Below are 23,867 nucleotides of genomic sequence, written 5' to 3'. Positions count from 1 at the left end.
TAGAATTTATATTGATATATCAATTATATTTGCGTCAAACAAAAAGATATGAAACTTGAAAACCCAACCGGAACAGCTCTTTATTCGATAGAAAAGGCAATAAAAGAATATCGAAAACTGGCACAAAAAAACATTACCAAAGTAGTAAAAGATATTACTGTCGATCAGTGTCTGGTATTAATTATACTAAACGATAATAAGAAAATTTCTCAAATCGAGTTGGCAAATCTGGTTTTTAAAGACAATGCTTCGATTACCAGAATGATAGAGTTAATGGTTAAAAAAGAATATCTGACACGAACACTTCATCTGGAAGATCGAAGAAAATTTAACCTTGAAATTACTGATAAAGGAATAAAAACACTCAAAATAATACAACCTGTTATTCAGGTCAACAGGCAAACGGCGCTGGATGGTTTATCATTAGAAGAAATAACATTGCTGGACAAAACATTGAATAAAATAATTACTAATTGTAAAAGTAGTTAATATGAAATCAACATTATCACTGATTGTATTGTTCGTATTTGCTTTTGGATATTCTCAAAAAGAACTCAATACTAAGTTAGAACGATACATGGATGCCCAATTTGCTATTAATGATTTTAGTGGTACAGTTCTCGTGACTAAAAATGATTCTGTAGTATTAAAAAAAGAATATGGCTTTGCTAATTATGAATGGAAAGTAAAGAATACAATAGATTCTAAATTCAGTTTAGCCTCTGTTTCAAAACAATTTACGGCAGTTGCCATTTTACAATTGGCAGAAAATAAAAAACTTTCATTAGAAGATCCGCTCAGTAAGTATTTTAATGCTTTTCCGGAAGGACAAAAAATAACGATAAAGATGATGTTAAGCCATAACTCTGGTTTGGCAATGGATTATGATGAACTTTATTTGTCTAAAACCAATCTGGACAAAGATTCTGTTTACCTTTATCTGGCAAAAAAGCCTTTATTGTTTGAACCCGGAACCGGCACTGCTTACAGTAATATCGGCTATTATTTGTTAAGCCAAATTATAGAGAAAGCATCGGGACAATCTTACGCTGAATATTTAAAGCAAAATTTGTTTGATAAAGCAAAAATGTACCATTCTGGAGTGACAACAAATGACGCAATAGTAGATAAAATGACCCAATTGTATTATCTGGATAATAATAAATTAGTGAAAAATCCCTATATCAATTGGAATTTTAATGTAGGTCATGACGGCATTTATTCGACTGTTGAAGATCTGAATTTATGGAATAAAGCGTTGTTTGATAGCGAAATTATACTATCAGAAGAATCTAAGAAAAAAATGTTTACCGCTTATAATGATCAAAATTATGGTTATGGTGTTATCATTAATCCTTTCTACAATCAAAACCATCAATTAATAGCGCATGATGGAGGCTTTTTTGGAGCAATGACTTCCTTTAATAAATTTATGGTGGATAAAGTTTTTATTACGGTTTTGTCCAACAATCAATCAAAGTCTTACTACATCGCTTATGGTCTTGCAGGAATATGTTTTGGGAAAGAAGTAGAACTTCCGTACAAACACGTTCAGGTAACAACAGATACTAAAGTTTATGATCAATATATTGGGGATTATGAGAATATCAAAATCTTAAAGAAAGACAATAAATTATATTATCTGGATTATGATATAGAATTGTTACCGGAATCTCAAACAAAGTTTTTTCGCTCAGACAATAATAATACTACATTGGAATTTATTAAAGACAAAAAAGGAAAAATTACACAACTGCAAATAAAAAAGGCTGGAATAAAAGAGGTCAAAAACAAAACTAAAGGAGTTTAAACACTATTTTTGTGTTCAAAATTTAATCCTATGTTGTTTCTTGTTTTAAGTATTCTTTGCAGTGTAATTGTTGGTGTGATTTTTAAGATAACCCGAAAATACGACGGCAATCCAACTCAGATCGTAGCTTACAATTATGTAATTGCTTTAGCACTATGTTATTTTACATTTAGTCCAAATCTGGCAGAAATAGATGCAACTGCGCCCTGGAATATTTATATTGCTATTGGGGTTTTATTGCCATTTGTTTTTCTTTTTCTGGTTGCTTCTATCAAACACATGGGAATTGTAAAAACAGATGCCGCTCAGCGATTATCATTGTTTATTCCTATTATTGCCGCCTGGTTGATTTTTAAAGAAGAATTTAATTCGTACAAAGTGACAGGACTTGTTATTGGGTTTCTGGCACTTTTATTTATACTTAGAAAACAATCTGAAAACACACAAAACAAATGGATTTTTCCCGCAGCTGTTTTGGTTGGTTTTGGCATAATTGATATCCTTTTTAAGCAAATAGCACTTTATACTACTTTGCCTTATCCTACGTCATTATTTGTTGTTTTTTGCATTGCTTTTGTTGTGGCACTTTTAATTGCGCTTTATCAAATTGTAATTAAAAAAATAAAATTAGAACCTAAAAATATCCTTTTTGGAGCCTTAGTGGGAATTTTTAATTTTGGAAATATTCTATTTTATTTAAAAGCACATAAAGCTTTTGCCGAAAATCCTTCGACAGTTTTTGCCGGAATGAACATGGGGGTGATCATTTTAGGAAGTCTTACAGGCTTGCTTTTTTTTAGGGAAAAATTATCCAAAATTAATTTTATCGGAATCTTTTTGGCCTTAATTTCCATTATTTTTATTGTTATCTCACAATTTAAATAATTTTTTAATCTCTTAAAACGTTAGTTTACAGGTTCTTTTTGCTTTATTGGAATAATATTTAAAATAAACTCGACTAATTCTATAGAATTTAAGAATATAATTTATAAATTTGTCCCAACAATGAAAAACTATATCCTATATATCATCCCGTTTATGTGCAGCTTCACGATGTGTTGCATGTCAAACAATGCGATGGAATGGCGTTAATAGAGAAAGTACTTGTTAGTTATTTTTTTTTTTAGCCTTTCATGCACCATGAAAGGCTTTTTTTAGAAATAGTAAAAAATTAATAAAATGAGATCAAATCGAAATACAAACATAATGATGCAATGCTGCCTGATGAAAATTCCGTGTTGCAGGAATTACAATTATTTATAAAAAGTAAAAAATCTTTTGCAGCCCGACAAAAGATTTTTAAACCCTAAACTTCTAACCCAAAATAACCCAAATTTTAAAAAAAAATATATATCATGAGTGCAGAATTAATAAAACAGAACCCCTTTCAATCCATGATTGATCGCTTTAATATCGCTGCCGATATTCTAAAATTAGATGAATCGATCAGGCAAAAATTGCAACGACCTGAAAAGCAAATAGTGGTTAATTTTTCTATTACACTAGACAGCGGTAAAGAGCAAAATTTCGAAGGATATCGTGTTATTCATAATACCGCTTTAGGACCATCAAAAGGAGGTATTCGTTATGATACAGCTGTAAACCTTGATGAGGTTAAGGCACTTGCAGCCTGGATGACCTGGAAATCTGCAGTAACCGGAATTCCGTTTGGAGGTGCAAAAGGCGGAATCATTTGTGATCCCAGAAAACTTTCTAAAACAGAATTAGAGAAAATTACAAGAGCGTATACAAAAGCTTTAGCAGATATTTTTGGTCCTGAAAAAGATGTTCCTGCACCGGATATGGGAACAGGACCTGACGAAATGGGCTGGTTGATGGATGAGTTTTCATTACTACACGGCAAAACAATTCATGCCGTTGTAACCGGAAAACATTTGCATTCAGGAGGATCATTAGGCAGGGTAGAGGCCACAGGAAGAGGCGTAAGCATTATTACCCTGCTGGCACTTCATAAATTAAAACTAAGACCTGCAAGATCCAGCGTAGCAATTCAGGGTTTTGGTAATGTAGGATTGCATTCGGCTTTATTTTTATACGAAAAAGGACTAAAAGTTGTAGCGGTTAGCGATGTTTCTGAGGCTTTTTATAATCCTGAGGGACTTAATATCCCGGAACTGATTTTATATTATAACCTAAACAATAAAAGTATAAAAGGATATCCAAATTCAGTTGCCATCAAACACGAAGACTTATTATTATTAGAAGTCGATGTCTTGATTCCGGCTGCAAAAGAAGATGTTATCACACAAAAAAATGCCCCTGATATTCGCGCCAAAATTATAGTAGAAGGAGCAAACGGACCAGTCTCATCAGATGCTGATCAAATATTACACGATAATAATGTCTTAGTAGTTCCTGATATTTTAGCCAATGCGGGAGGCGTTACGGTTTCTTACTTCGAATGGTTGCAAAACTCGCTTTTGGAGTCCTGGAGAATTCACCAAATCAATACCCGTTTGGAGGATATTTTAGAAAAAGGTTTTGAAACTGTTTTTAGAGTTGCAGCAAAACACAACGTAACGCCGCGTATTGCTGCCTATATTATTGCTTTACAAAAAGTTGCCGACACGCAATCTGTAAAAGAAGTTGCGCTTGATACTCCGAAGTTTAAGCAAAACTAAAAATTAGGTTTTAGAATATAAAGACTGTTTTCATTGGTTAATATTATTTTCAAAAGAGAAGGTATTAATCGATGAAAATATCTTTGTTTTAAGTTTATAGCAACCAGCAGGGTGTGTTTCTTTCAGATATTTGCTCTGTTTCTATGTCTTAAAATAATTAAACCCAATGGTTTTAAATAAAGTGTATTTGAATTTTTTATAAATCAAAAAAGAAATTTTTAAAATGAAACATATTAATTTTCTAGCTTTCGCAATGCCCGCTTTTTTTCTATTCTTATTTTTAGAATATAAATTAGCGCAACGCAGGAAGAGACCGGAAATTTTTAATTATGAAAGCTCCGTTTCAAATATTAGCATTGGTATCGCAGAGCGGTTGATAAATTTGTTTATAGCCGGAAGTTTTTATCAATTGTATTATTTGATATATGATAACTACAGAATTTTGGATATCCCGAGCAATGCGTTTGTTTGGTTTGCCTTGATTCTTGCCACAGATTTTGTTTGGTATTGGTATCATAGATTAGGGCACGAAGTCAATTTTTTCTGGGCAGCACATATTGTCCACCATCATAGTGAGGAATTTAATTTTACAGCCGCAGCCAGAATTACCACTTTTCAGGCGGTAGTCAGGACCGGATTTTGGTGTGTATTACCCTTTGTTGGTTTTCATCCGTCGATGGTCATTACCATGTTGATTGTGCATGGAGCCTATTCTTTTTTTACGCATACACAGCTTATTGGTCGAATAAAATGGTTAGAATATGTTTTTGTAACACCCTCGGTTCATGGAGTGCATCATGCATCTGATGAGAAATATTTAGATAAAAATTATGGCGATATGTTTACTTTTTGGGACCGACTTTTTGGGACTTTCCAGCAAGAAGAAGAGAAACCAAAATACGGTTTAACACATCCGCTAAAAAGTTATAGTTTCCTGTGGCAGCATTTTCATTATTATTTTGAAATTTACGAATTATGGAAACGTTCGACGGGTTTTAAGGCCAAATGGAAAGCTGTTTTTGGCAGTCCGGCATATATGGATCAGGATATCAGACCAACACTCGAAAAACGTTTTCTGCAGGATAAAGCCAATCCCCATCAAAGACTTCGATTCAAGAATTACCTCTATATTCAATTGGGATTCTGCACACTGTTTTTAACCGTTTTTACCTATTATTTTGAGTTTTTAAATGGTATTGATAAAGTTTTTGTGCTTTCGATTATTCTAATAACCCTGGTCAATTGTGGCGCATTATTAGAGCAACGAAAATGGATGTATTATCTTGAATATGGCCGAATTTTTATCGTGACGACTTACTTTTTAAACGAACAAAACCAGATATCATTTTTCTTTGTTCCGCTGGCAATTATGATTTTTGCCGAGCAATTATTCTCGCTCAGTACACGATATCAAAACGTAGTTCTTCAATTAGAAACATCAGAGTAAAGATTATAGAGTAAAGAACATAGAATAAAGATTATAGAATATAAAGTAAAGAAACGACATTTAAAATTGGTTTTTTTTGCCACGAATTGCACGAATTTTCACGAATTCTTTTTATCAATTTACAGCATAAAAAATTAGGGAAAATTGGTGCAATTCGTGGCGTTTTTTTAAGCATTTTTTGCCACAGATTACAAGGATTAAAAAGATTTACTAATTGGTTTTTTTTGCCACGAATTTCACCAATTAGCACGGATTAATTTTTATCAATTTACAGCATAAAAAATTAGGGAAAATTGGTGCAATTAGTGGCATCCCTTTTTAACAGACTCTACATAAAAAAATCTTTTTAATCCTTTTAATCTGTGGCTAAACTCTTTTTTAAATCGTTTTAATCGCCATAATCTTCTCTTCAAAAGTATCCTTAAAATCTGATTTGCTTTTGATTCTGGTTTTATAGGTATAAATCGTTGCTACAGAAAGTTCCAGAAATTCTGCCATTTGATTGCTGTCCTGAATCCCTAAACGGTACAAAGCAAAAATGCGGAGTTCAGTGTTCAAAATTTCCCCCTTTTTAACGATACATTTATGATCATTGGGAAATAAATGATTAAAATCTGTCACAAAAGTGGGGAACAACTTCAGGAAGATTTCATCAAACTGATGAAAAAGATTCTCCCGCTCTTCCTTTACATTATACTGCTTTAAACTCGCAATAACTTCATCTGTTTTTTTGGTGATGATTTTATGCAGCGTACTTTTCTGAAGATGATCTATCTTGTTGATAAAAGCCGATGTTGCCTTAATAAAATACGTAATATATTCTTCTTTAATCGCATTGGCTTCGCTTAAACTAATATTCATTTCCTGAAGTTGTGCGTATGATGATGCCATTATTTTTCGGGCTTTGTTTCTTTCTTTTAATTGTTTAAAAATAATAATCGAAAACAAAATGATGATCAAAGTCAAAATTGTCAATAAAATAATGATCTTTTCGAGTTTGTCATTTTTGTCTTTTACATTGTTCAATTGTGCTTTTTCGATAATAGGCAGGATCGACGAAATTTCGATTTTACGATGTCTCGCATTATAAAAAGTGGCATCGTCCATTGCAATGTTGATGTATTCATTGGCTTTATCCAAATAACCCATTTTAAAGAGTTCATTGGCTAAGTTTCTAAGAGCAACAGTTTCTTTCGTCGCATTTTTTACATCGGCAATAGCCGCAAGAGCCAGATACTGAATCGCCTTTTTTGTATACCCTCTTTCGGAGTAAATATATCCCAGGCTCGAGGTTGCAATTCCGTAATAATCCGGTGGCAATTGATAATTATTGATCCAGTAACTAAAAGCAAATTCGGCACCACGCCAGTCTTGCTGTTTCAAGCGTTTTAAGCTTTCTGCCGCCCAATATTCGTTTGTATTTGTGCCTATTAACTCTAAAGCTTTTTTCAGGAAATGATTTCCCTGCTGTACATAATGAATGTTAAAACGCTGGTCCTTGTTATAATCGGCCAAATCATAGTAGGCACGCGCTTTTATGGAGTAAAATTCGAATTTGTTTTTAAGATCTAATTTTTTATCATCAATAACATTCAACGTATCAATTGCTTCCTTAAAAAGTCCGGACGAAAGCAAAACAAAACCTTCTTTGATCCTGCTTTTTGCGAGATATTTAGGTTCTTTTAGAACAATTGCTTTGATTTTAGCCTGTTCTAAATAATAATAAGCAGAGTCATATTTAAAAGATTTATAGGCCTCAAACAATAGCATATAATTATCATATAACTGTTCATTGTTCTGGCTTAAAGTAAATTTTGATACATTTTTTTTTAAAGCTTCTATTTTATGATACTTCTGTTTTAAGTAAACATCCTTTTTAAGGAGCACTTTATCTAATTCTTCAAGAATAGGATTTGTCTCTTTTGCCGTTAGAGAAAAACCTGCAATGAAAAAATATAGAATTACTATTCTTCGCATGTTTTTGGTTTGGTTTAGGGTAAAAAAATGGGTTAGTTCAGTGTGGGTAAATTCGTTTTGTAATTCAAAAATACTTTAAGAGCTGATGATTAGCAACTTTTAAAAATAAGGTAACTTCTTTAAGTACAGGTCAAAAGAAAGCAGGAATATAATGTAAAAATGGTTATAAAATGTTAAAAGTAGTTTAATAACTTGCAATTATACAATAAAAAGCAATTAAATATGTGTATAGTGAAAAAATAATATCATTTAATTTAGATATTGTCATTTTTACCCTGTTTTTTTTATGTTTTTGGTCTAAACAATATCTTGATTTTTGTTTTAATTATAATGTTTTAAATGTTTGATAATTAGGTATTTACGTGTTTAATTGTTCAGATTATATCTTGATTTTTTAAAGATCTTTTTTTTTAGATTTATTTAACATCTAGTTTCGTGCTGTCCTTTTAGAGGGATAAAAAACTAACGAAAACCAAAATTTATGAGATGTAAAAGTATTTACTGGTTAGCTGTCATCATGTGTTTATTTGCCATTGGGTGCGATAATACTGAAGACGGGAGCTACGTTGATCCTGTTACCATTTACGAAAAATTAAATGGAAACTGGGGATTGACAAATTTAAAAATGGTAGATGAATTTGCCAAGGCAAACAAGATCGAGCCAAGCGAAGAAAACTTGAGTACCTATTTTAACTACGAAGATTTTAAAATTAAATTTAATGTAGATGAAAAGAATACGCCAACGAGTTACGAAGTTACAGGCAATGTTCCTCCTTTATTTGCTGCAAAAGGATTCTGGAAACTAAGTTCAGATTTTCAGCCAACAACTCCCGGTAATGCTATTAAAATTTACTTGTATAGTGATGCTCAAAAAACTCAAAAAACAGATGAGCTAAGATTATCATCCGTTCCGGGAAAAAACGGAGAGATGGAGATTCAGCTATCACGTACTTCTGGCGGGACTGTTTTTGTGTCTTACGTATTTAAATTAACAGCTATTAATTAAAAAGTAATATGAAAAAATTTATATATGCAATTTTACTAGCCCTTTTTATGGTTCCTAATTTTATGCAGGCACAAGAAACTGCCGGGGCTGTGGGTAGTATGTCATCATTTCCTGTAGTATACAAGTATGATGAAAAAGTGACCTGGTATTTTGATCTTTCGGCAACCACATTTGCAGAGAATGAAGATTTATACCTTTGGATCTGGTCACCATCAGAACCAGATGCAGGTCATTGGGAAAACTCATCAGACTTCGCAAAACTGACACATGTAAAAGACAAAATTTGGAGCTTTACATTAACCCCAACCGAATATTTTTCTAAAACCACAACACAAATTGCTGCAAGCGACGGGTTTTGGCTTCGTATAAAAAATAAAAACGGATCAAAACAAAGCGAAGTCGCCAATGTACCTTATACCGATTTTTCGTCATTTTTTACGGCCAATGAGCTGATCAGAGCTTATCCGGCCAAACCAACAATTGATAAAGGGGTAAGCATTTTATTCAATGCCAATTTAGTTCCGGGATTCGCAGGCGCTACCAGTGTTCATATACATAGCGGACTAAACGATTGGGATCTTAAACAAGAATACCAATCCTGGTTACCTGAAGTTGTAGCCAAAACAAAATTGAAAGATTTAGGCAATGGTTTTTACAAAATGGACCTGGTTCCAAAAGAGTATTACAATGCACCGGATGGTTATGAGATGAAAAATTTAGTTTTCCTGATGGTAAAAGACGATTGGGCAGGAACAACTCCGGATCAGGTTTTATTTGCAGGAGCTTATGTACCGCCACCACCACCGGTTTTTGCATTTTTTCCTTTGCAAATTAGTCAGAGAGATTTTCTGGGAATGTCCAGAAAAAATAATGAATCCGGGGTAAACAAATTAAGCTACACCATTACGGCAGGAAGCAAAGTAATTTCTGGTGAGTTTGCCGGAGGAACCGCAGAGATAAAAGGATTTGTCAACTTAGTTACGGAACTAAACGGAATTCAAAATCTAAATGAAATACATGTTTTGGTAAAAGACAATAAAGACAAAACGATTTCGGACACAACGATTCCGCTTAAAACTTTAGACAAATAATTCACGATCAAATTAAAACATCAATTCTAATGAAATGAGCATAACTCAAAATGGGTCACAAGCCCAAATGATGTTATGCGAATTACATATGACCTATAAAAAAAACAATAAATAGCTACATATGAATAGTAAAAATAAAAAAATAGTCCTGCATCAAATGTGGACTACTAAAAATGTGGTATTCATGATTTTCATGCTTTTTCTTTCGGCAGGAATGTTTGCTCAGGAAAAAAAGCAGGTATCAGGTACCGTTTATGATAATACAGGGGGTTTATTGCCCGGAGCGACGGTTATCGAAACAGGTACCAGAAATGCTACCACTACAGATTTTGACGGAAAATTTGCTTTGACTGTAGCCGTAGGAGGTTCTATTGAGGTTTCGTTCATAGGAGCAACCACTCAAAAAGTTCAGATAACGGCAGCAACAAAGCCTAATATAGACATTCGTTTGCAAAATGATGGTTATATGCTTGCCGAAGTTCAGGTAGTTTCTGTGGGATATGGAACGCAGAAAAAATCAGATTTAACGGGAGCAATTTCAAGCCTTAAATCAGATGATTTAGTAAAAGGAACCATCTCGTCTACAGAGCAGGTTTTGCAAGGAAAAGTAGCGGGATTAAACATCATTCGTCCTTCTGGAGATCCGGCTGCGGGGTCTACAATTCGTTTGCGCGGAGGAACATCCCTGACAGCAAGCAACAGCCCGCTTATTGTAGTTGATGGTATTGCAGGTGTCGATATCAACATCGTTCAACCCTCAGATATTAAATCTGTAGACGTTCTTAAAGATGCTTCGGCAACGGCTATATACGGATCAAGAGGAGCAAACGGAGTCATTATCATAACCACAAAATCCGGTACAAAAGGAGTTTCGGTTACCTACAGCGGCTTATCAAGTGTGGGGTATGTAACAGATAATTTAGATCTTTTATCAGCCAATCAATGGCGAGGTTATGTTCGCAGTACAGGAAACAAAGATGCTGTTGATTACGGCGGAAATACAAACTGGCAAAAAGCATTGCAACAAACCGCTATTTCGCAGTCGCATACATTAAGTATTAATTCCGGTAAAACAGATAGTGGTTTTAGAACTTCGCTTTCTTACCTGAACAACGAAGGGGTTATAAAATCGACAGGTTTAGAGAGATTAAGCGGGAACATTAACGCCTACCAATATCTTGGAGACAATAAAGAAGTAAAATTTGACATGGGTTTATTTGCCAATGTAGACAAATGGCATCCGCTGGATTATAGAATTTTTGAACGTTCTTATAATTTAAATCCAACCATTCCGGTGTATGACTCTAACGGAAAATTTTCGGCTGTTTCCGGAAACCTTTACGAAAATCCGGTCGAAATTCTAACCAACAGAAAAGTTGACAACGAAAGACACAGATTGTTAGGATATTTTAAAACCGAAGTAAAGTTCCTGAAAGATTTCCTGGCTGTAGCCAATATTTCATACGAGCATAATGCCGTAAAAGGGAGCACGTACAAACCAAGTTATGCCGTTCTCGAAGGAACTACAGAAAATGGTTATGCTCAAAAAACGTATGCCGAATATGCAAATGCGCAAGGCGAGCTTTATGTAAATTATAATAAAGTAATCGATAAACATACCATTGGTGCGCTTGCAGGATACTCGTATTTAGAGAATATATACGAAGGTTTTGGTGCACAACGCAGCGGTTTTGTAACAGATGCTTTTAGCTACAACAATCTGGGTGCAGGATATAATTATCGTTTGGGCGATGTGTATTCGTATAAAGGAAAATCGAATCTGGTATCCTTTTATGCCCGTGCAAATTATTCGTATGATGGCAAATATTTGCTAACAGGTACAGTAAGAAGAGATGGTTCAAGCCGTTTTGGAGAAAACAATAAATGGGGAACATTTCCATCTGCATCTGCAGCCTGGAAAATTTCGAGCGAAGAATTTATGGGGTCAACAAAAGGCTGGTTAGACAATCTTAAAGTTAGGGTAGGTTACGGTGTTACGGGTAATCAGGACGGAATTGGAGAGTATAAATCGCTTTCGATTTTAGGAGTTGGAAACGATAGTTACTACGATCCAACTACAGGAACCTGGAGTTTGGCATATTCGCCTAAACAAAACCCGAATCCTGACCTGAAATGGGAATCGACAAAACAATTGAACATTGGTGTAGATTTTAGTTTGTTTAACAGAATTACAGGTTCCTTCGAGTATTATTCTAAAAATACAGACGATTTATTGTATACCTACGAAGTTCCTCAGCCTCCTTATTTAGTTGGGACTATGTTGGCAAATGTTGGACAAATGTCTAACAAAGGAGTAGAACTTACGCTAAATGCTGATATTATAAAAGGAGACAAATTTTCCTGGAATGCAAATTTGACTTTAGGGCATAATGTTCAAAAAATAGAAAAACTGTCCAATCCTACCTATAAAACAGATGTTATTTATAGCGGATCACTACACGGTTTGGCAGGAATGTCAGGACAATATTCTCAAATTATTGCCGAGGGGTATGCAGTTGGAACTTTCTGGGGTTTTGAAAGTGCAGGTCTTGGTGCTGATGGAAAAATGTTGTACTACAATGCTGCGGGAGACAAAGTTTTGGACACTGCACTGGTAGATGGGGATAAAAAAGATTTAGGAAACGTACAACCGGATTTGACGATGGGTGTGGGAATGAATTTCTCGTATGGAAATTTTGACCTTGGTATTTCAGGGTACGGAATGTTTGGTCAGAAAGCATTGAATGCAACCAATATGATGTTGAACGATCCTAACAGATTACCCACTTTTAATGTTCCTGATAATTTCCTGAACAGCGGGATTACATCTGCACCAAAATATTCTAGTTATTGGATCGAAGATGCTTCATTCTTCAGGCTTCAAACCGTTTCTATAGGATATACTTTGCCTTTAAAATACAAAAGTTCTAAACTTAGAATATATCTTATGGGCGAAAATCTTGCCGTATTTACAAGTTATAAAGGAGTAGATCCAGAAATTGGTTTAAATGCACAAGACGGTATAAACCAAACCGGAGTAATGGATTTAACCGGATTAGCAGCTCCCGGAATTGACAGATATAATAATTATCCCCGACCAACAACAATTTCTGTAGGATTAAATTTTACGCTGAATAACTAAGCGAATAACTCAAAAATATAAAAAATGAAAGTCAAAATAACAGCAGCATTAGTAGTTAGCATGCTTTTTACGATATCATGTACCAACTTAAATGAAGACTTATATGATAAGGTAGAAGACGGAAATTTTGGAAATACTCCAAAAGAGGTTGACGCATTGGTTGGAGGAGCTTATTCTTCGTTAAGAGGATTTGCAGATGGAATTTCTAACAATTACCCAACATCTGAGTATGTATTCTTTCTTGAAGAAACCGTTTCAGACGAAGCTACAATTCCTACCAGAGGTACAAACTGGTACGATGGCGGGCAATATCAGGACGCACAAAAACATACCTGGAAAACAGACAACCGTCTGATACTTTCGGCTTGGCGATACAATTATACCGGAATCGCCAAAATCAATTCGATTATTTATCAGGTAGATAAATCGGCATTGACAGATGCCGCAAAAGCACCAATTTATGCAGAGCTAAAAGCATTAAGAGCCTATTATTACTACAACCTGTTGGATTTATTTGGTAATGTGCCAATTGTAGTCAATTTTGAAGATACCTCATTGCCGTCAAACTCTACCAGAAAACAAGTATATGATTTTGTCGAGAAAGAATTACTGGATGCTATACCACACTTAACATCGAATATCGTGTATTCTAAATTGACAAAAAATGTGGCCTATTCCTTATTAGCCAGATTGTACCTAAACTCCCAGGCTTTTATAGGTACAGCACGTTGGCAAGACTGCATCAACATGTGCCAGAAAGTAACCGGATATACGCTGACACCTGATTTCTTTGCCAATTTTGCAACACAAAACGAGAAATCACCGGAGATTATTTTTGCAATTCCTTACGATCAAAAAGCAGGAACCGTTGGTAATTATATGAACTCAATGTCTTGCCATTACCTGCATAAATTAACCATCTCTGCATCTGGAAATGATTATCCCTGGAGCGCCAACGGGATGTGTGCACAACCGGGAGTTTACTCTGCTTTTGCAGCAACAGACAAAAGAAGAAAATGTATGGTTGCCGGAGACCAGATCAATGTGGCAACAGGACAAGTGATCGTAATGGATAACGGAGAACCGCTTACTTATACAGAAGAAGTAACAAGTGTTGCTGATGCCAAAGAAAATCAAGGCGTTCGTTTAGGAAAATACGAAATGAAAGCCGGAGAACAATGGGAACGTGATCATGATTTTGTCCTGATTCGTTATGCCGAAATTTTAATGATGCAAGCCGAATGTTATGTGCGTTTAGGATCTGCAGACCTAGCAAAACCTTTTGTTCAGCAAATTACAGCACGTGCCGGAGAAGAAATGCCAACAACAATCGATCTTAATTTTATTGATAAAGAATTGCTTAAGGAATTTACTTTTGAAGGAAGAAGAAGAACCGATAATATTCGTTTTGGAACATTCTTCCAATCCTGGTGGGAAAAAGGGCCAACAGAAAAATACAGAGCGATTTTCCCAATTCCAAGCACTGTTTTAATAACAAATAAAAACCTGATACAGAATCCTGGGTATTAGGTTCTTGAATGTCAGTTTTCTATGTTGGTTAGTCGTAGAAAGCTGACATGTTTTAAGAATAATTTTGCCACAGATTAGAGGATTAAAAAGATTTTTGTTTCCCGCAGATTTGGCAGATTGAGCAGATTTTTTTCTCTATTAAAGCATTTCTTTAGATGTGAATTTTATTTCGTCTTGATCTATGACAAAATAAAACCTGCTCAATCTGCCAAATCTGCGAGAGAAAATTTTAACTATTGCAAATAGCAATCGGGATAAAAGATTCATACAGATTAAAAGCAAATCAATTCAACGCAGATAAAGATCATTTTAATCCTTTTAATCTGTGGCAAAAAAATATAAAAATAAATAGTACATCATTATGAAAAGATCCATCACATTACTGTTTTTTGGGATTCTGAATATTTTAGTCGTCGCGGGATGTAGCAGCGATGATAAAAATTCTGATACACCCACAGAACCGGTAACAGTTGAACCTGTTGCGATTGAAAAAACAAATAGTACCAAAATTTATGTGCATTATATGCCTTGGTTTGAAACCAACGAAAGTAGTGCCGATAAAAAATGGGGATATCACTGGACAATGGCAAACAAAAATCCAGACAACATAGGCGCAGGCAATCGCAGAGAAATTGCGTCCTACTATTATCCCCTAATTGGACCGTATCATTCAGGTGATAATAATGTGATCGAAAACCATTTATTATTGATGAAATATTCTGGAATCGACGGAGTTTTGATCGATTGGTACGGCACATTTGATGTTAACGATTATCGGATGGTAAAAGAAAACACAGAGCAACTTATTGCCATGTTAGGCAAAGTAGGATTAGAATATGCAATTGTTTACGAAGATCGCGTAACAAAAAATGTGGTCGATGCCGGAAAAGCAATTTCAGTGACCAGCGCTGCAAAAACCGATTTGGCTTATGTAGAGAAAAATTATTTTGGCGATAAAAATTACATCAAAATAAACGGAAAACCATTGTTGCTAAATTTTGGTCCAATTGTATTGCAAACCCCTGTCCAATGGACAAACGTTTTTAATACCCTGACCACAAAACCTACTTTTTTACCGCTTTGGGATCAATCGACAGAAGCAGGAGATAACGCCTCGGGCGAATATGCGTGGGTCTATAAAAACAGCACTTATCTCACTAATTTTTATACCAATACCCAACCCAAACTTACTGTTGCAATGGGAAGTGCTTATCCGGGTTTCAAGGATTTTTATGCCCAAGGTGGTGGCGGAGCGGCGATTGGCTGGACCATAGAGCACAACAACGGAGCGACGCTTGATGAAACACTTTCTTTGGCTAAAAATGCGAATCTAAAGTATCTGCAACTCATTACATGGAATGACTTTGGAGAAGGAACAATGTTCGAACCCACAGTAGAATTTGGCTATACCTATATCGAAAAAGTAAAAACATTTGCAGGAGTAAAAAATACCGAAACTGTTTTTCCTGATATCAGTAAAATGTACCATCTAAGAATCGAAAAGAAAGGCAATGCCGATGCCTGGAAAAAGTTAGATCAGGCTTTTAATTATTTTGTATCCATGCAACCCGCAAAAGCAAAACAATTACTAAACGAAATTAAATAAGAGTTGTAATTAATACAATTAAATAATGAAAAACATAAAATATAGATACTGTATAATCGCCTTAGCATCAATGTTGATAGTGGCCTGCAGTACTAAAAAAACATACAAAATAAGTTCGCCGGGAAAAAATACCGAATTAGTTTTTGAATTAACGCCTTCCGGTCAGCCGCAATATAGTTTTACATCAAACGGAAAATCAGTTATCGAGCCGTCTTTACTGGGATTTGAATTTCAGGGAATCCAAAAAATGACCGAGGATTTTGAAGTAGTTTCTACCGAAGAAAATACAGCCGATGAAACCTGGGAGCAACCCTGGGGAGAATTCAAAAAAGTACGTGATCATCATAATGAACTCATTGTGCATCTAAAAGAATCAAAAGGAGAAGAACGTTTGGTCGATATCATCTTCAGGGTTTTTGATGATGGTGTAGGTTTTCGATATGAATTCCCAAAACAGCCGCATTTAGATAAAGTAAAAATCTCGAATGAGATTACCCAGTTTACTTTTAAATCTGATAATGATGTTTGGTGGATTCCGGTACATCGCGAAAACAGTTATTACGAAAGTACCTATCGTAAAACACCTGTTAGTAAAACAGATACCATAAATACTCCGGCGACTTTAGAAACCAAAGAAAAATTATTTGTGGCGATTCATGAAGCCAATTTAACCGATTTTACCTCGATGACGTTATTAAAAACAAATGATAAACAATACAAAAGCGAATTAGTCCCTTGGGCAAATGGTGTAAAAGTATATGCCGAAACTCCGTTTAAAACCCCCTGGAGAACTATTGTTGTAGGTAAAACGCCCGGAGATGTTGCGACATCGACTATTATGCTGAATTTAAATGAACCATCAAAAATTGAAGATTTATCCTGGATCAGACCTTCAAAATATATAGGAATCTGGTGGGGAATGCATTTAGAAAAATACACTTGGGGACAAGGGCCTAAACACGGTGCGACAACTAAGATTACGAAAGAATACATTGATTTTGCTGCAAAAAATAATTTAGACGGCGTTCTGGTAGAAGGCTGGAACGAAGGCTGGGATGGCGATTGGACTGCTGATGGATCATCTTTTAGTTTTGTAAAAGCATATCCTGATTTTAATCTGGAAGAAATTACAAAATATGCTGCCATAAAAAATGTCCGTTTAATAGGGCATCACGAAACCGCAGGCGCAACAAAACATTACGAAAGTCAATTGGAAGATGCTTTTAAATTGTATCAAAAAATGGGCGTAAATACCGTAAAAACAGGTTATGTAAATAAATATTTAGATAAAAAAGAATGGCATGATAGTCAATATGGAGCACGTCATTACAGAAAAGTGATCGAAACTGCGGCCAAATATCACATCATGATCGACAATCACGAACCTATAAAAGGAACAGGATTGCAACGAACCTACCCAAATTTTATGTCGCAGGAAGGTGGTAGAGGGCAGGAATATAACGCGTGGTCTGTTGATGGCGGGAATACTCCGGAGCATTTAACCACTTTGCCTTTTACCAGAATGCTTTCAGGACCTTTTGATTATACACCGGGCAATTTCAATTTTGATTACAAAACCCCTTCCGGAGCGAGAGTGCAAACTACTCTGGCAAACCAATTGGCGTTGTATGTTATTATTTTTAGTCCGTTGCAAATGGCATCAGATTTGCCGGAGAACTATGAAGGAAAACCAGAGTTTCAGTTCATAAAAGATGTACCGTGCAATTGGTCAGATACAAAAGTCCTGGATTCTAAAATAGGAGAATATACTACAATTGTTCGTAAAGACTGGGACGAGAAAAACTGGTATCTGGGAGCCATAACAAATAGCAATGCCAGAAACCTGAAAGTTGCCTTATCGTTTTTAGACAAAGGAAAAGAGTATGAAGCCGAAGTTTATGCAGATGGGGCAGGAGCGAATTATAAAACGAATCCGTATCCGGTAACGATTTCAAAACAAAAAGTAACCAGTACAACCATACTCGATCTTAAGTTGGCAGCCGGAGGAGGAACAGCTATAAAATTTACCCCAATCCAGAAATAAATAGTTAGTTTATTTGAGTTAAGTTAAGTTTGAGCCACAAACCCGATGTTTTTTCAGGACATCGGGTTTGTTTTTTTTATGTTTCAAGTTCCAAGTTTCAGGTTCCAATTTTCAGGTTCCAAGTTCCAAGTTCCAAGTTCCAATTTTCAAGTTTTCAAGTTTTCAGCATCAAAACCTTTGCTCCTTTGCAACTCTGAACCTATGAACCTTTTAAAAAGAAATCATCTCTTTTTAAACTTAATATGCCCGCCAAAAGTATAGGCTGCGGCAAGAGTTGGACCATTATATCCCCATTTCAGGAATCCGTTCAGTCTTTTTTCTACAGCATCAATTTTAAAATTCAGTCCCGTATATCCTGCGGTAAGACTAAAATTTTTGTGCACATTGTACAAAAGAGAAAGATTATAACTAATAATCCGGCCATCGATATCGTCAATTTTTACGGCGAGATAATTTGCATTTACATACAATCCAAAACGTTTTGCCAATACAAATTCGCCCCAGATCCCAATGTCCGGTAAAGGAGCGGTAAAGTTAAAGCTATCTCTGTATTCTGCACTCGCCTGATTTGCATTGACACGTAAGCCCAGATCAGTAAAAAGTACGTGAGCACCAATTAGTAAACCGGCTTCGTACTTTGGTTTTGCCAAAATAGCATAACCGTAGGCAATTCTTGCAATCTGTACATCAAAAAAGGCCGTTACTCTCGTATTTATGGTATAGGTGTGCTCCCCAAAAGTAATTTCTTTTTCGAGTGTTTTTGAGGAACTTCTGTCCAGAGAAAAATATTCAAAACCCAATCTTGATCTTTTTGAAATACGCCAGTCGAAGGTTGCCATAAAAGAGGCACTTGATTTTGAAAACCCTAAATCATCTTCAAGATCTATTTTGGTACCCCGGTTTCCATTATTCGTTCCCACTTCAATTTCAGTATTATTGACCGGAAAAAAAGCTCCGGCAGTTACTTTAAACCGTCTGTCATGCCAGGACAAATCAGTAGCATTGTAATCCTGAGGTGTTTCAGGATCATTTTGTAAGGAGGGAAGGGAGTTTTCTATTGGAATTTCGGCCGTAGTCTGAGCCTCAATTGTACCATAGAAAAGGGAAACTATCAAAAAATAAAATAATTTTTTCATGAGACTTATTTTTAAATTTTATTGATAAATTTTTAACATTTAAAGTTAACAAAAAAAATCATTCAAATTTGGTTTTTAGAGTTTTATTATTTTGACTGTCAGGTATTTAGTAATTTTGTTAAAATTGGTTGACATGTCACTCTTTTTTGTAATTTTGTCTCATGGAAAATGACAAAACAGATTTTGCGACTTTTAAAGAAGAGATTTCAGAAAGTTTTTTCTTTCAGATACATCGTATGAAGCGAACTATTTTTCGTCATACAAATGCACTAATGAACGAAGCGGGCATTAATTTGCAGCTGGAACAATTGCCATTAATTATGATTTTGCAACGAAAGAGTTTATCACAAAGAGAACTTTCGGACAAAACAATGCGGGATAAATCGTCTATTTTAAGAAGTATAAATGCATTAGAAAAAAAAGCTTTGGTAGTCGTTCAAAAAGATAAAAATGACAAGCGAAAGAATATTGTAAGTCTCACGCAAGAAGGAATTAATCTGGCTAAAGACATAAAAATCTTAATGAAAAAAGCAGAAGATGAGGTTCTGGCGGTTTTTTCTGCACAAGAAAGAACAGAAGCGCTGGAAACCATCAGAAGATATGCAGATAAATTAGATACGCTTTAACTTAAAAAAATTTGCCGCGAATTTCATGAATTAACCCGAATTTTTAAAATTGGCTAAGTCTATGTTTAAATTTCAAACCTTAGTAAGAATGATACCTTACTAATTAGTAAAAATTAGTGCAATTTGTGGCAAAAAAAACATATAGATTATAAGAATTTTTTAATCCATTTAATCTGTGGCAAAAACAAACAAACATTATAAAATATAAAATGAACAAAAACGAATTATTAGAAGGTCCAATACTTTCTTCCTTATTAAAATTGGCGGTTCCTATTATGATTGCCAATTTACTACAAGCCGCTTATCAATTAGTAGATGCCTTTTGGGTTGGTCGTTTAGGCGGGGATGCTGTTGCAGCCGTTTCTGTAAGTACACCCGTAATTTTTCTGATGATTGCTTTAGGAACCGGTCTTGCGATTGCGGGATCGATACTTATTGCACAATATTTTGGTGCAGGACAGCAGGAAATGGTCAATCATGTTGCAGCACAAACGTTGCTAATGGTAATTTCGGCATCGATCGTTTTATCGATTATTGGCTATTTTATGAGTCCGTATTTCCTGCAAATTCTAAAAGTAACCCCGCAAGTTTATAAAGATGCCCTGGGCTTTATGCAAATTGCTTTTATTGGACTGGTTTTTAGTTTTAGCTTCATGATTTTCCAGTCGGTTATGCGAGGGGTTGGTCGCGTTACTTTGCCGGTTTATATTGTGTTGGGCACTGTAATTCTGAATTTTGCCTTAGATCCTTTGTTTATTTTTGGATGGAAATTTATTCCGGCAATGGGTGTAAAAGGAGCCGCATTGGCAACTTTATCAACACAAAGTTTAGCAATTATTATAGGATTTGCCATTTTGTTTAGAGGCAAACATGGTATTTATTTACAACTAAAAGATTTTAAACCAGATTTCAAACATATTAAAAAAGCGTTCAAAATTGGGTTTCCGTCTTCGATAGAACAATCGATGCGTGCAATTGGTCTAACGGCAATTACCTTTTTGATTGTGCATTTTGGTACTACAACCGTAGCGTCTTACGGAGCGGGTTCTAACCTGATTCAGCTTATTATGATTCCGGCTTTGGGGCTTTCGATGGCGATTGCCACTTTGGTAGGTCAGAATATTGGTGCGGGAAATATGCTTCGTGCCGGCAAAATAGCAAAACTTGGCGCTTATTTAGGTTTCGGGTTATTAACCGGAATTGGATTGATTGCTTTTGCTTTTGCACCACATTTAATTGCTTTTTTCGTTCCAAATGAACCTGCCGTTATAGAGGGGGGAACAACTTTTTTAAGAATCACCTGTCTTTCTTGGGGATTTTTGGGGCTTCAAATGTGTTTATTGGGCGTTTTTAGAGCAGTTGGAAACACCACATTACCCATGATTTTAACACTGGTTTCGCAATGGGTTCTGCAATTTCCGCTAGCTTATATTTTATCACACAATACATCTCTTGGACCAATTGGTATTTGGTGGGCTTTTCCGGTTTCAACCGTTATTACAGCAATTGTAACGATGCTTATTTATGCTAAAGGCGATTGGAAAAAAGAACGATTAACCGGAAAAACCAATAAACTTATTGACAAAGTCGAAAAAGAAATTGTCAAGGAAGGATTTGAGATTAAATAACGAGGGCTGAGGTTCAAAGGAACAAAGGTTCAAAGGTTTGTAGAGGCGCACAGCAGTGCGTCTTTTTTTTGTTTACATATTTTCTTCCTGCTTTATAACAAGATTGTACAGATAATGTCTTGAATATTTGATTTGCAAACAGATATAGGTTTTATTTTTAAATGGGATTTGTTATATTTGAGAGTAATTTCTCAAAATAAAACATGGATAAAAAATTAAAACAATACTTTATAAAGTCATTTGTAATACTATTACTGATTCATCTGGGCTATTTTTTATATGGCTATTTTAAGTTTGAAGGAATAGGAAATATCAATATCTACACGGAGTTTTACAGGTTTAAATTCTATGATGATGTCTCTATTTCTCACTTTTTTGTAAGTGGTTTGTTTTTATTTTTCTTTCTGATATTTTTAATTAGAAATCATTCAAAGCAAAATTATGCTTTTGGTAATTTGCTTAAAATTGGCGGTTTGTTGCTGCTGCTTTCGTTTTTTACTTTTTCATTTTTTGTGAGTTATAGCTTTGGTCTTAATGCAAAATTGAGAATAGAATTATCGGAGACGAAATTTAATAAAGACAAAACTTTACTCAATGTTTTAAATCCGTTTTTATACAATTATACGTCCTATAGTTCAGAGAAATTATTTAATCCCGTCAATATCTTATACCCAAAGCCATATCCTGTTGCTGAGGTTGTCGACAGTACTTTGACAGGTGATTATTATAGTGTCGAATACAATTACTACAGCATTGATACCCTGAAGATGTTAACAGCAGATTTAGATCAAGTTTCGACTGCAACGAGTACTATTGGTTTTGGAAAAAAAGAGCTTCTGGAAAGAATTATAAAAAAGAATGTTATAAAAGACAGTACTCAAATTATCTACAAAGGCCAAGAAGTTAACCCAAAATATGACGGAGATATTTGTATTTTTCTGGAAAACAAAACATTATACAAACCTGTAAAGGGTATTCCGGAAGAAAAACAGCAATATGATGCTGCGGTAAGGCGATACAAACTAATTTATAAATACAAGCAAGATTCGTTGGTATCTAATTTCCAGAAGCTGGATACATTATTAAAAAAATATAAAATCGAAACTTCTATTATACCTAAGAATCTGGCAAAAGATGTTGCATATTACAAAGCGCACAACAATGAAGTGTTGAATGGCATTAAAAACAATTTTGACAGACAGGCGCTAGCCGAAAAATTCACGACTTTAGAGCGATTGTTTTATGAACCCAACTATCTTCATCCGTCTATTATAGCGTATTTTTTTGGTGTTATTGCGGCAGTTTGGCTGATTTTATTTCTAATTTATATCTTGTTTAATTTCAAAAGAAAATCAGTTTAATAAAAATCAGTAGTAAGAATTTGGCTTTGCCATTTTAAACCCTGTTGTAATCTGCTTTCCAGTGTACAATTGCTTTTTTTATGGCATCGCCAGTAAGATTGTTTTTTAGTGCATCTTCGATAAGTGGCAGTAATTCGTTATCAGGAGCAAATCGCAAAGCAAATATTTGATCGTCGGTTAGTTTATATTCAAATTCCTCAAATCTTTTTCCGGTAAGCGTAAAATAACGATAACGGGTTTCTAACCGCACAATTCTATTTTGCAGGATTAGTGCATAATGCTGTCGCAGCATAAAAGCCAGACAAAATAAGAAGACAAAACCAACGCTTACAAAAGACCAAATCAGAGTATCATCTGTCGTAAAAGCAAAATAAATACTGGCTGCCAAAAATAGGCTTAAGATTGGGTAATAAACAAAATGATGCGGGGTATAAAACCGGATATGATTGTAGTAGGTCTGAATTTTCATAATTGTTTTTTGTTTTAAGGGGTACTAAAAAAAACAAAAGCTATCCTAAAAAATAGAATAGCTTTTTTTCCAAAAATAAACTAACATAACCAATGTTCTCTTTATAATTAAACTTATTAAAAGTTTGCTTAGTAATATCTAAATAAAAAAAAGCCTCAATTTCATCTTCATTTTCCATGGCTTTACTTTGTTTTAGTTTTAGTAAAATTAGTTTAGTTTGTAATTTTGATGTTATATTTTAAAACAGAAATGTTATAGGATTTCAATATTTTTTTTTATCAAAGATTAAAAAAATACAAGAATTTATCTTTTCTAATTTTCTTAATCTGTAACATCTCTATTAGTAAAGCGA

Annotated in this window: 18 protein-coding genes; 14 read left to right on the top strand and 4 right to left on the bottom strand. The window is 34.8% G+C overall.

What is annotated here, in order from left to right:
- The first annotated feature begins 48 nt into the window (after window positions 1-48).
- From B0A64_RS15525 to B0A64_RS15505, 5 genes are all read left to right on the top strand, one after another.
- Window positions 49-489: a MarR family winged helix-turn-helix transcriptional regulator gene (locus B0A64_RS15525; RefSeq protein WP_089480424.1), complete on the top strand. Its 441-nt coding sequence runs from the start codon at window positions 49-51 to the stop codon at window positions 487-489.
- A 1-nt stretch (window position 490) separates the two neighbouring features.
- Entirely contained in the window at window positions 491-1,810 is a 1,320-nt protein-coding gene (locus B0A64_RS15520) for a serine hydrolase (protein ID WP_089480423.1), read from the top strand.
- 30 nt (window positions 1,811-1,840) lie between these two features.
- The gene (locus tag B0A64_RS15515; protein ID WP_089480422.1) at window positions 1,841-2,695 is read left to right on the top strand and encodes a DMT family transporter; all 855 of its coding nucleotides are present in this window, start codon (window positions 1,841-1,843) and stop codon (window positions 2,693-2,695) included.
- A 470-nt stretch (window positions 2,696-3,165) separates the two neighbouring features.
- Complete coding sequence (locus tag B0A64_RS15510; RefSeq protein ID WP_244285420.1) at window positions 3,166-4,452, top strand: Glu/Leu/Phe/Val family dehydrogenase; 1,287 nt, start codon at window positions 3,166-3,168, stop codon at window positions 4,450-4,452.
- 223 nt (window positions 4,453-4,675) lie between these two features.
- Window positions 4,676-5,899 (top strand): sterol desaturase family protein, encoded by a 1,224-nt coding sequence (locus tag B0A64_RS15505; protein ID WP_089480421.1) that lies wholly within the window; start codon window positions 4,676-4,678, stop codon window positions 5,897-5,899.
- 378 nt (window positions 5,900-6,277) lie between these two features.
- Here B0A64_RS15505 and B0A64_RS15500 read toward each other — a convergent pair whose 3' ends face one another.
- Window positions 6,278-7,876 (bottom strand): DUF6377 domain-containing protein, encoded by a 1,599-nt coding sequence (locus B0A64_RS15500; RefSeq protein WP_089480420.1) that lies wholly within the window; start codon window positions 7,874-7,876, stop codon window positions 6,278-6,280.
- Window positions 7,877-8,357: 481 nt separating this feature from the next.
- Here B0A64_RS15500 and B0A64_RS15495 point away from each other — a divergent pair, with 481 nt between their 5' ends.
- From B0A64_RS15495 to B0A64_RS15470, 6 genes are all read left to right on the top strand, one after another.
- Window positions 8,358-8,882, top strand: coding sequence for a DUF5004 domain-containing protein (locus tag B0A64_RS15495; protein ID WP_089480419.1), 525 nt, complete (start codon window positions 8,358-8,360; stop codon window positions 8,880-8,882).
- Between the two features lie 8 nt (window positions 8,883-8,890).
- Window positions 8,891-9,973 carry a hypothetical protein gene (locus B0A64_RS15490; protein ID WP_089480418.1) on the top strand — a complete coding sequence of 361 codons (1,083 nt, stop codon included), beginning with the start codon at window positions 8,891-8,893 and terminating at the stop codon, window positions 9,971-9,973.
- 121 nt (window positions 9,974-10,094) lie between these two features.
- Entirely contained in the window at window positions 10,095-13,115 is a 3,021-nt protein-coding gene (locus B0A64_RS15485) for a SusC/RagA family TonB-linked outer membrane protein (protein WP_089480417.1), read from the top strand.
- A 24-nt stretch (window positions 13,116-13,139) separates the two neighbouring features.
- Window positions 13,140-14,645, top strand: a complete 1,506-nt coding sequence (locus B0A64_RS15480) for a RagB/SusD family nutrient uptake outer membrane protein (RefSeq protein ID WP_089480416.1) — start codon at window positions 13,140-13,142, stop codon at window positions 14,643-14,645.
- Window positions 14,646-15,006: 361 nt separating this feature from the next.
- The gene (locus tag B0A64_RS15475; protein ID WP_089480415.1) at window positions 15,007-16,251 is read left to right on the top strand and encodes a glycoside hydrolase family 71/99-like protein; all 1,245 of its coding nucleotides are present in this window, start codon (window positions 15,007-15,009) and stop codon (window positions 16,249-16,251) included.
- A gap of 25 nt (window positions 16,252-16,276) precedes the next feature.
- A complete protein-coding gene (locus B0A64_RS15470) occupies window positions 16,277-18,295 on the top strand; it encodes a glycoside hydrolase family 97 protein (protein ID WP_089480414.1) in 2,019 nt (672 codons plus the stop codon).
- A gap of 221 nt (window positions 18,296-18,516) precedes the next feature.
- On the opposite strand, the gene B0A64_RS15465 is transcribed toward B0A64_RS15470, so the two are convergent.
- The gene (locus tag B0A64_RS15465) at window positions 18,517-19,431 is read right to left on the bottom strand and encodes a hypothetical protein (RefSeq protein ID WP_089480413.1); all 915 of its coding nucleotides are present in this window, start codon (window positions 19,429-19,431) and stop codon (window positions 18,517-18,519) included.
- A gap of 161 nt (window positions 19,432-19,592) precedes the next feature.
- On the opposite strand from B0A64_RS15465, the gene B0A64_RS15460 reads away from it, so the two are divergent.
- From B0A64_RS15460 to B0A64_RS15450, 3 genes are all read left to right on the top strand, one after another.
- Window positions 19,593-20,057 carry a MarR family winged helix-turn-helix transcriptional regulator gene (locus tag B0A64_RS15460; protein WP_089480412.1) on the top strand — a complete coding sequence of 155 codons (465 nt, stop codon included), beginning with the start codon at window positions 19,593-19,595 and terminating at the stop codon, window positions 20,055-20,057.
- 209 nt (window positions 20,058-20,266) lie between these two features.
- Window positions 20,267-21,685, top strand: coding sequence for an MATE family efflux transporter (locus B0A64_RS15455; protein WP_089480411.1), 1,419 nt, complete (start codon window positions 20,267-20,269; stop codon window positions 21,683-21,685).
- A gap of 203 nt (window positions 21,686-21,888) precedes the next feature.
- Window positions 21,889-23,046 carry a hypothetical protein gene (locus tag B0A64_RS15450; protein ID WP_165769827.1) on the top strand — a complete coding sequence of 386 codons (1,158 nt, stop codon included), beginning with the start codon at window positions 21,889-21,891 and terminating at the stop codon, window positions 23,044-23,046.
- Between the two features lie 34 nt (window positions 23,047-23,080).
- Here the strand turns inward: B0A64_RS15450 and B0A64_RS15445 are convergent, their stop codons facing one another.
- Together B0A64_RS15445 and B0A64_RS25205 are read right to left on the bottom strand one after the other, a co-directional pair.
- Window positions 23,081-23,515 carry a DUF6526 family protein gene (locus B0A64_RS15445; RefSeq protein WP_089480410.1) on the bottom strand — a complete coding sequence of 145 codons (435 nt, stop codon included), beginning with the start codon at window positions 23,513-23,515 and terminating at the stop codon, window positions 23,081-23,083.
- Between the two features lie 40 nt (window positions 23,516-23,555).
- Entirely contained in the window at window positions 23,556-23,693 is a 138-nt protein-coding gene (locus tag B0A64_RS25205) for a hypothetical protein (protein WP_165769826.1), read from the bottom strand.
- Window positions 23,694-23,867 lie beyond the last annotated feature (174 nt).

The sequence above is a fragment of the Flavobacterium araucananum genome (assembly GCF_002222055.1).
Classification (GTDB): Bacteria; Bacteroidota; Bacteroidia; order Flavobacteriales; family Flavobacteriaceae; genus Flavobacterium; species Flavobacterium araucananum.
The sequence above is the reverse complement of the archived record's forward strand: the minus strand, read 5'-3'. Positions and strand labels throughout refer to the sequence as shown.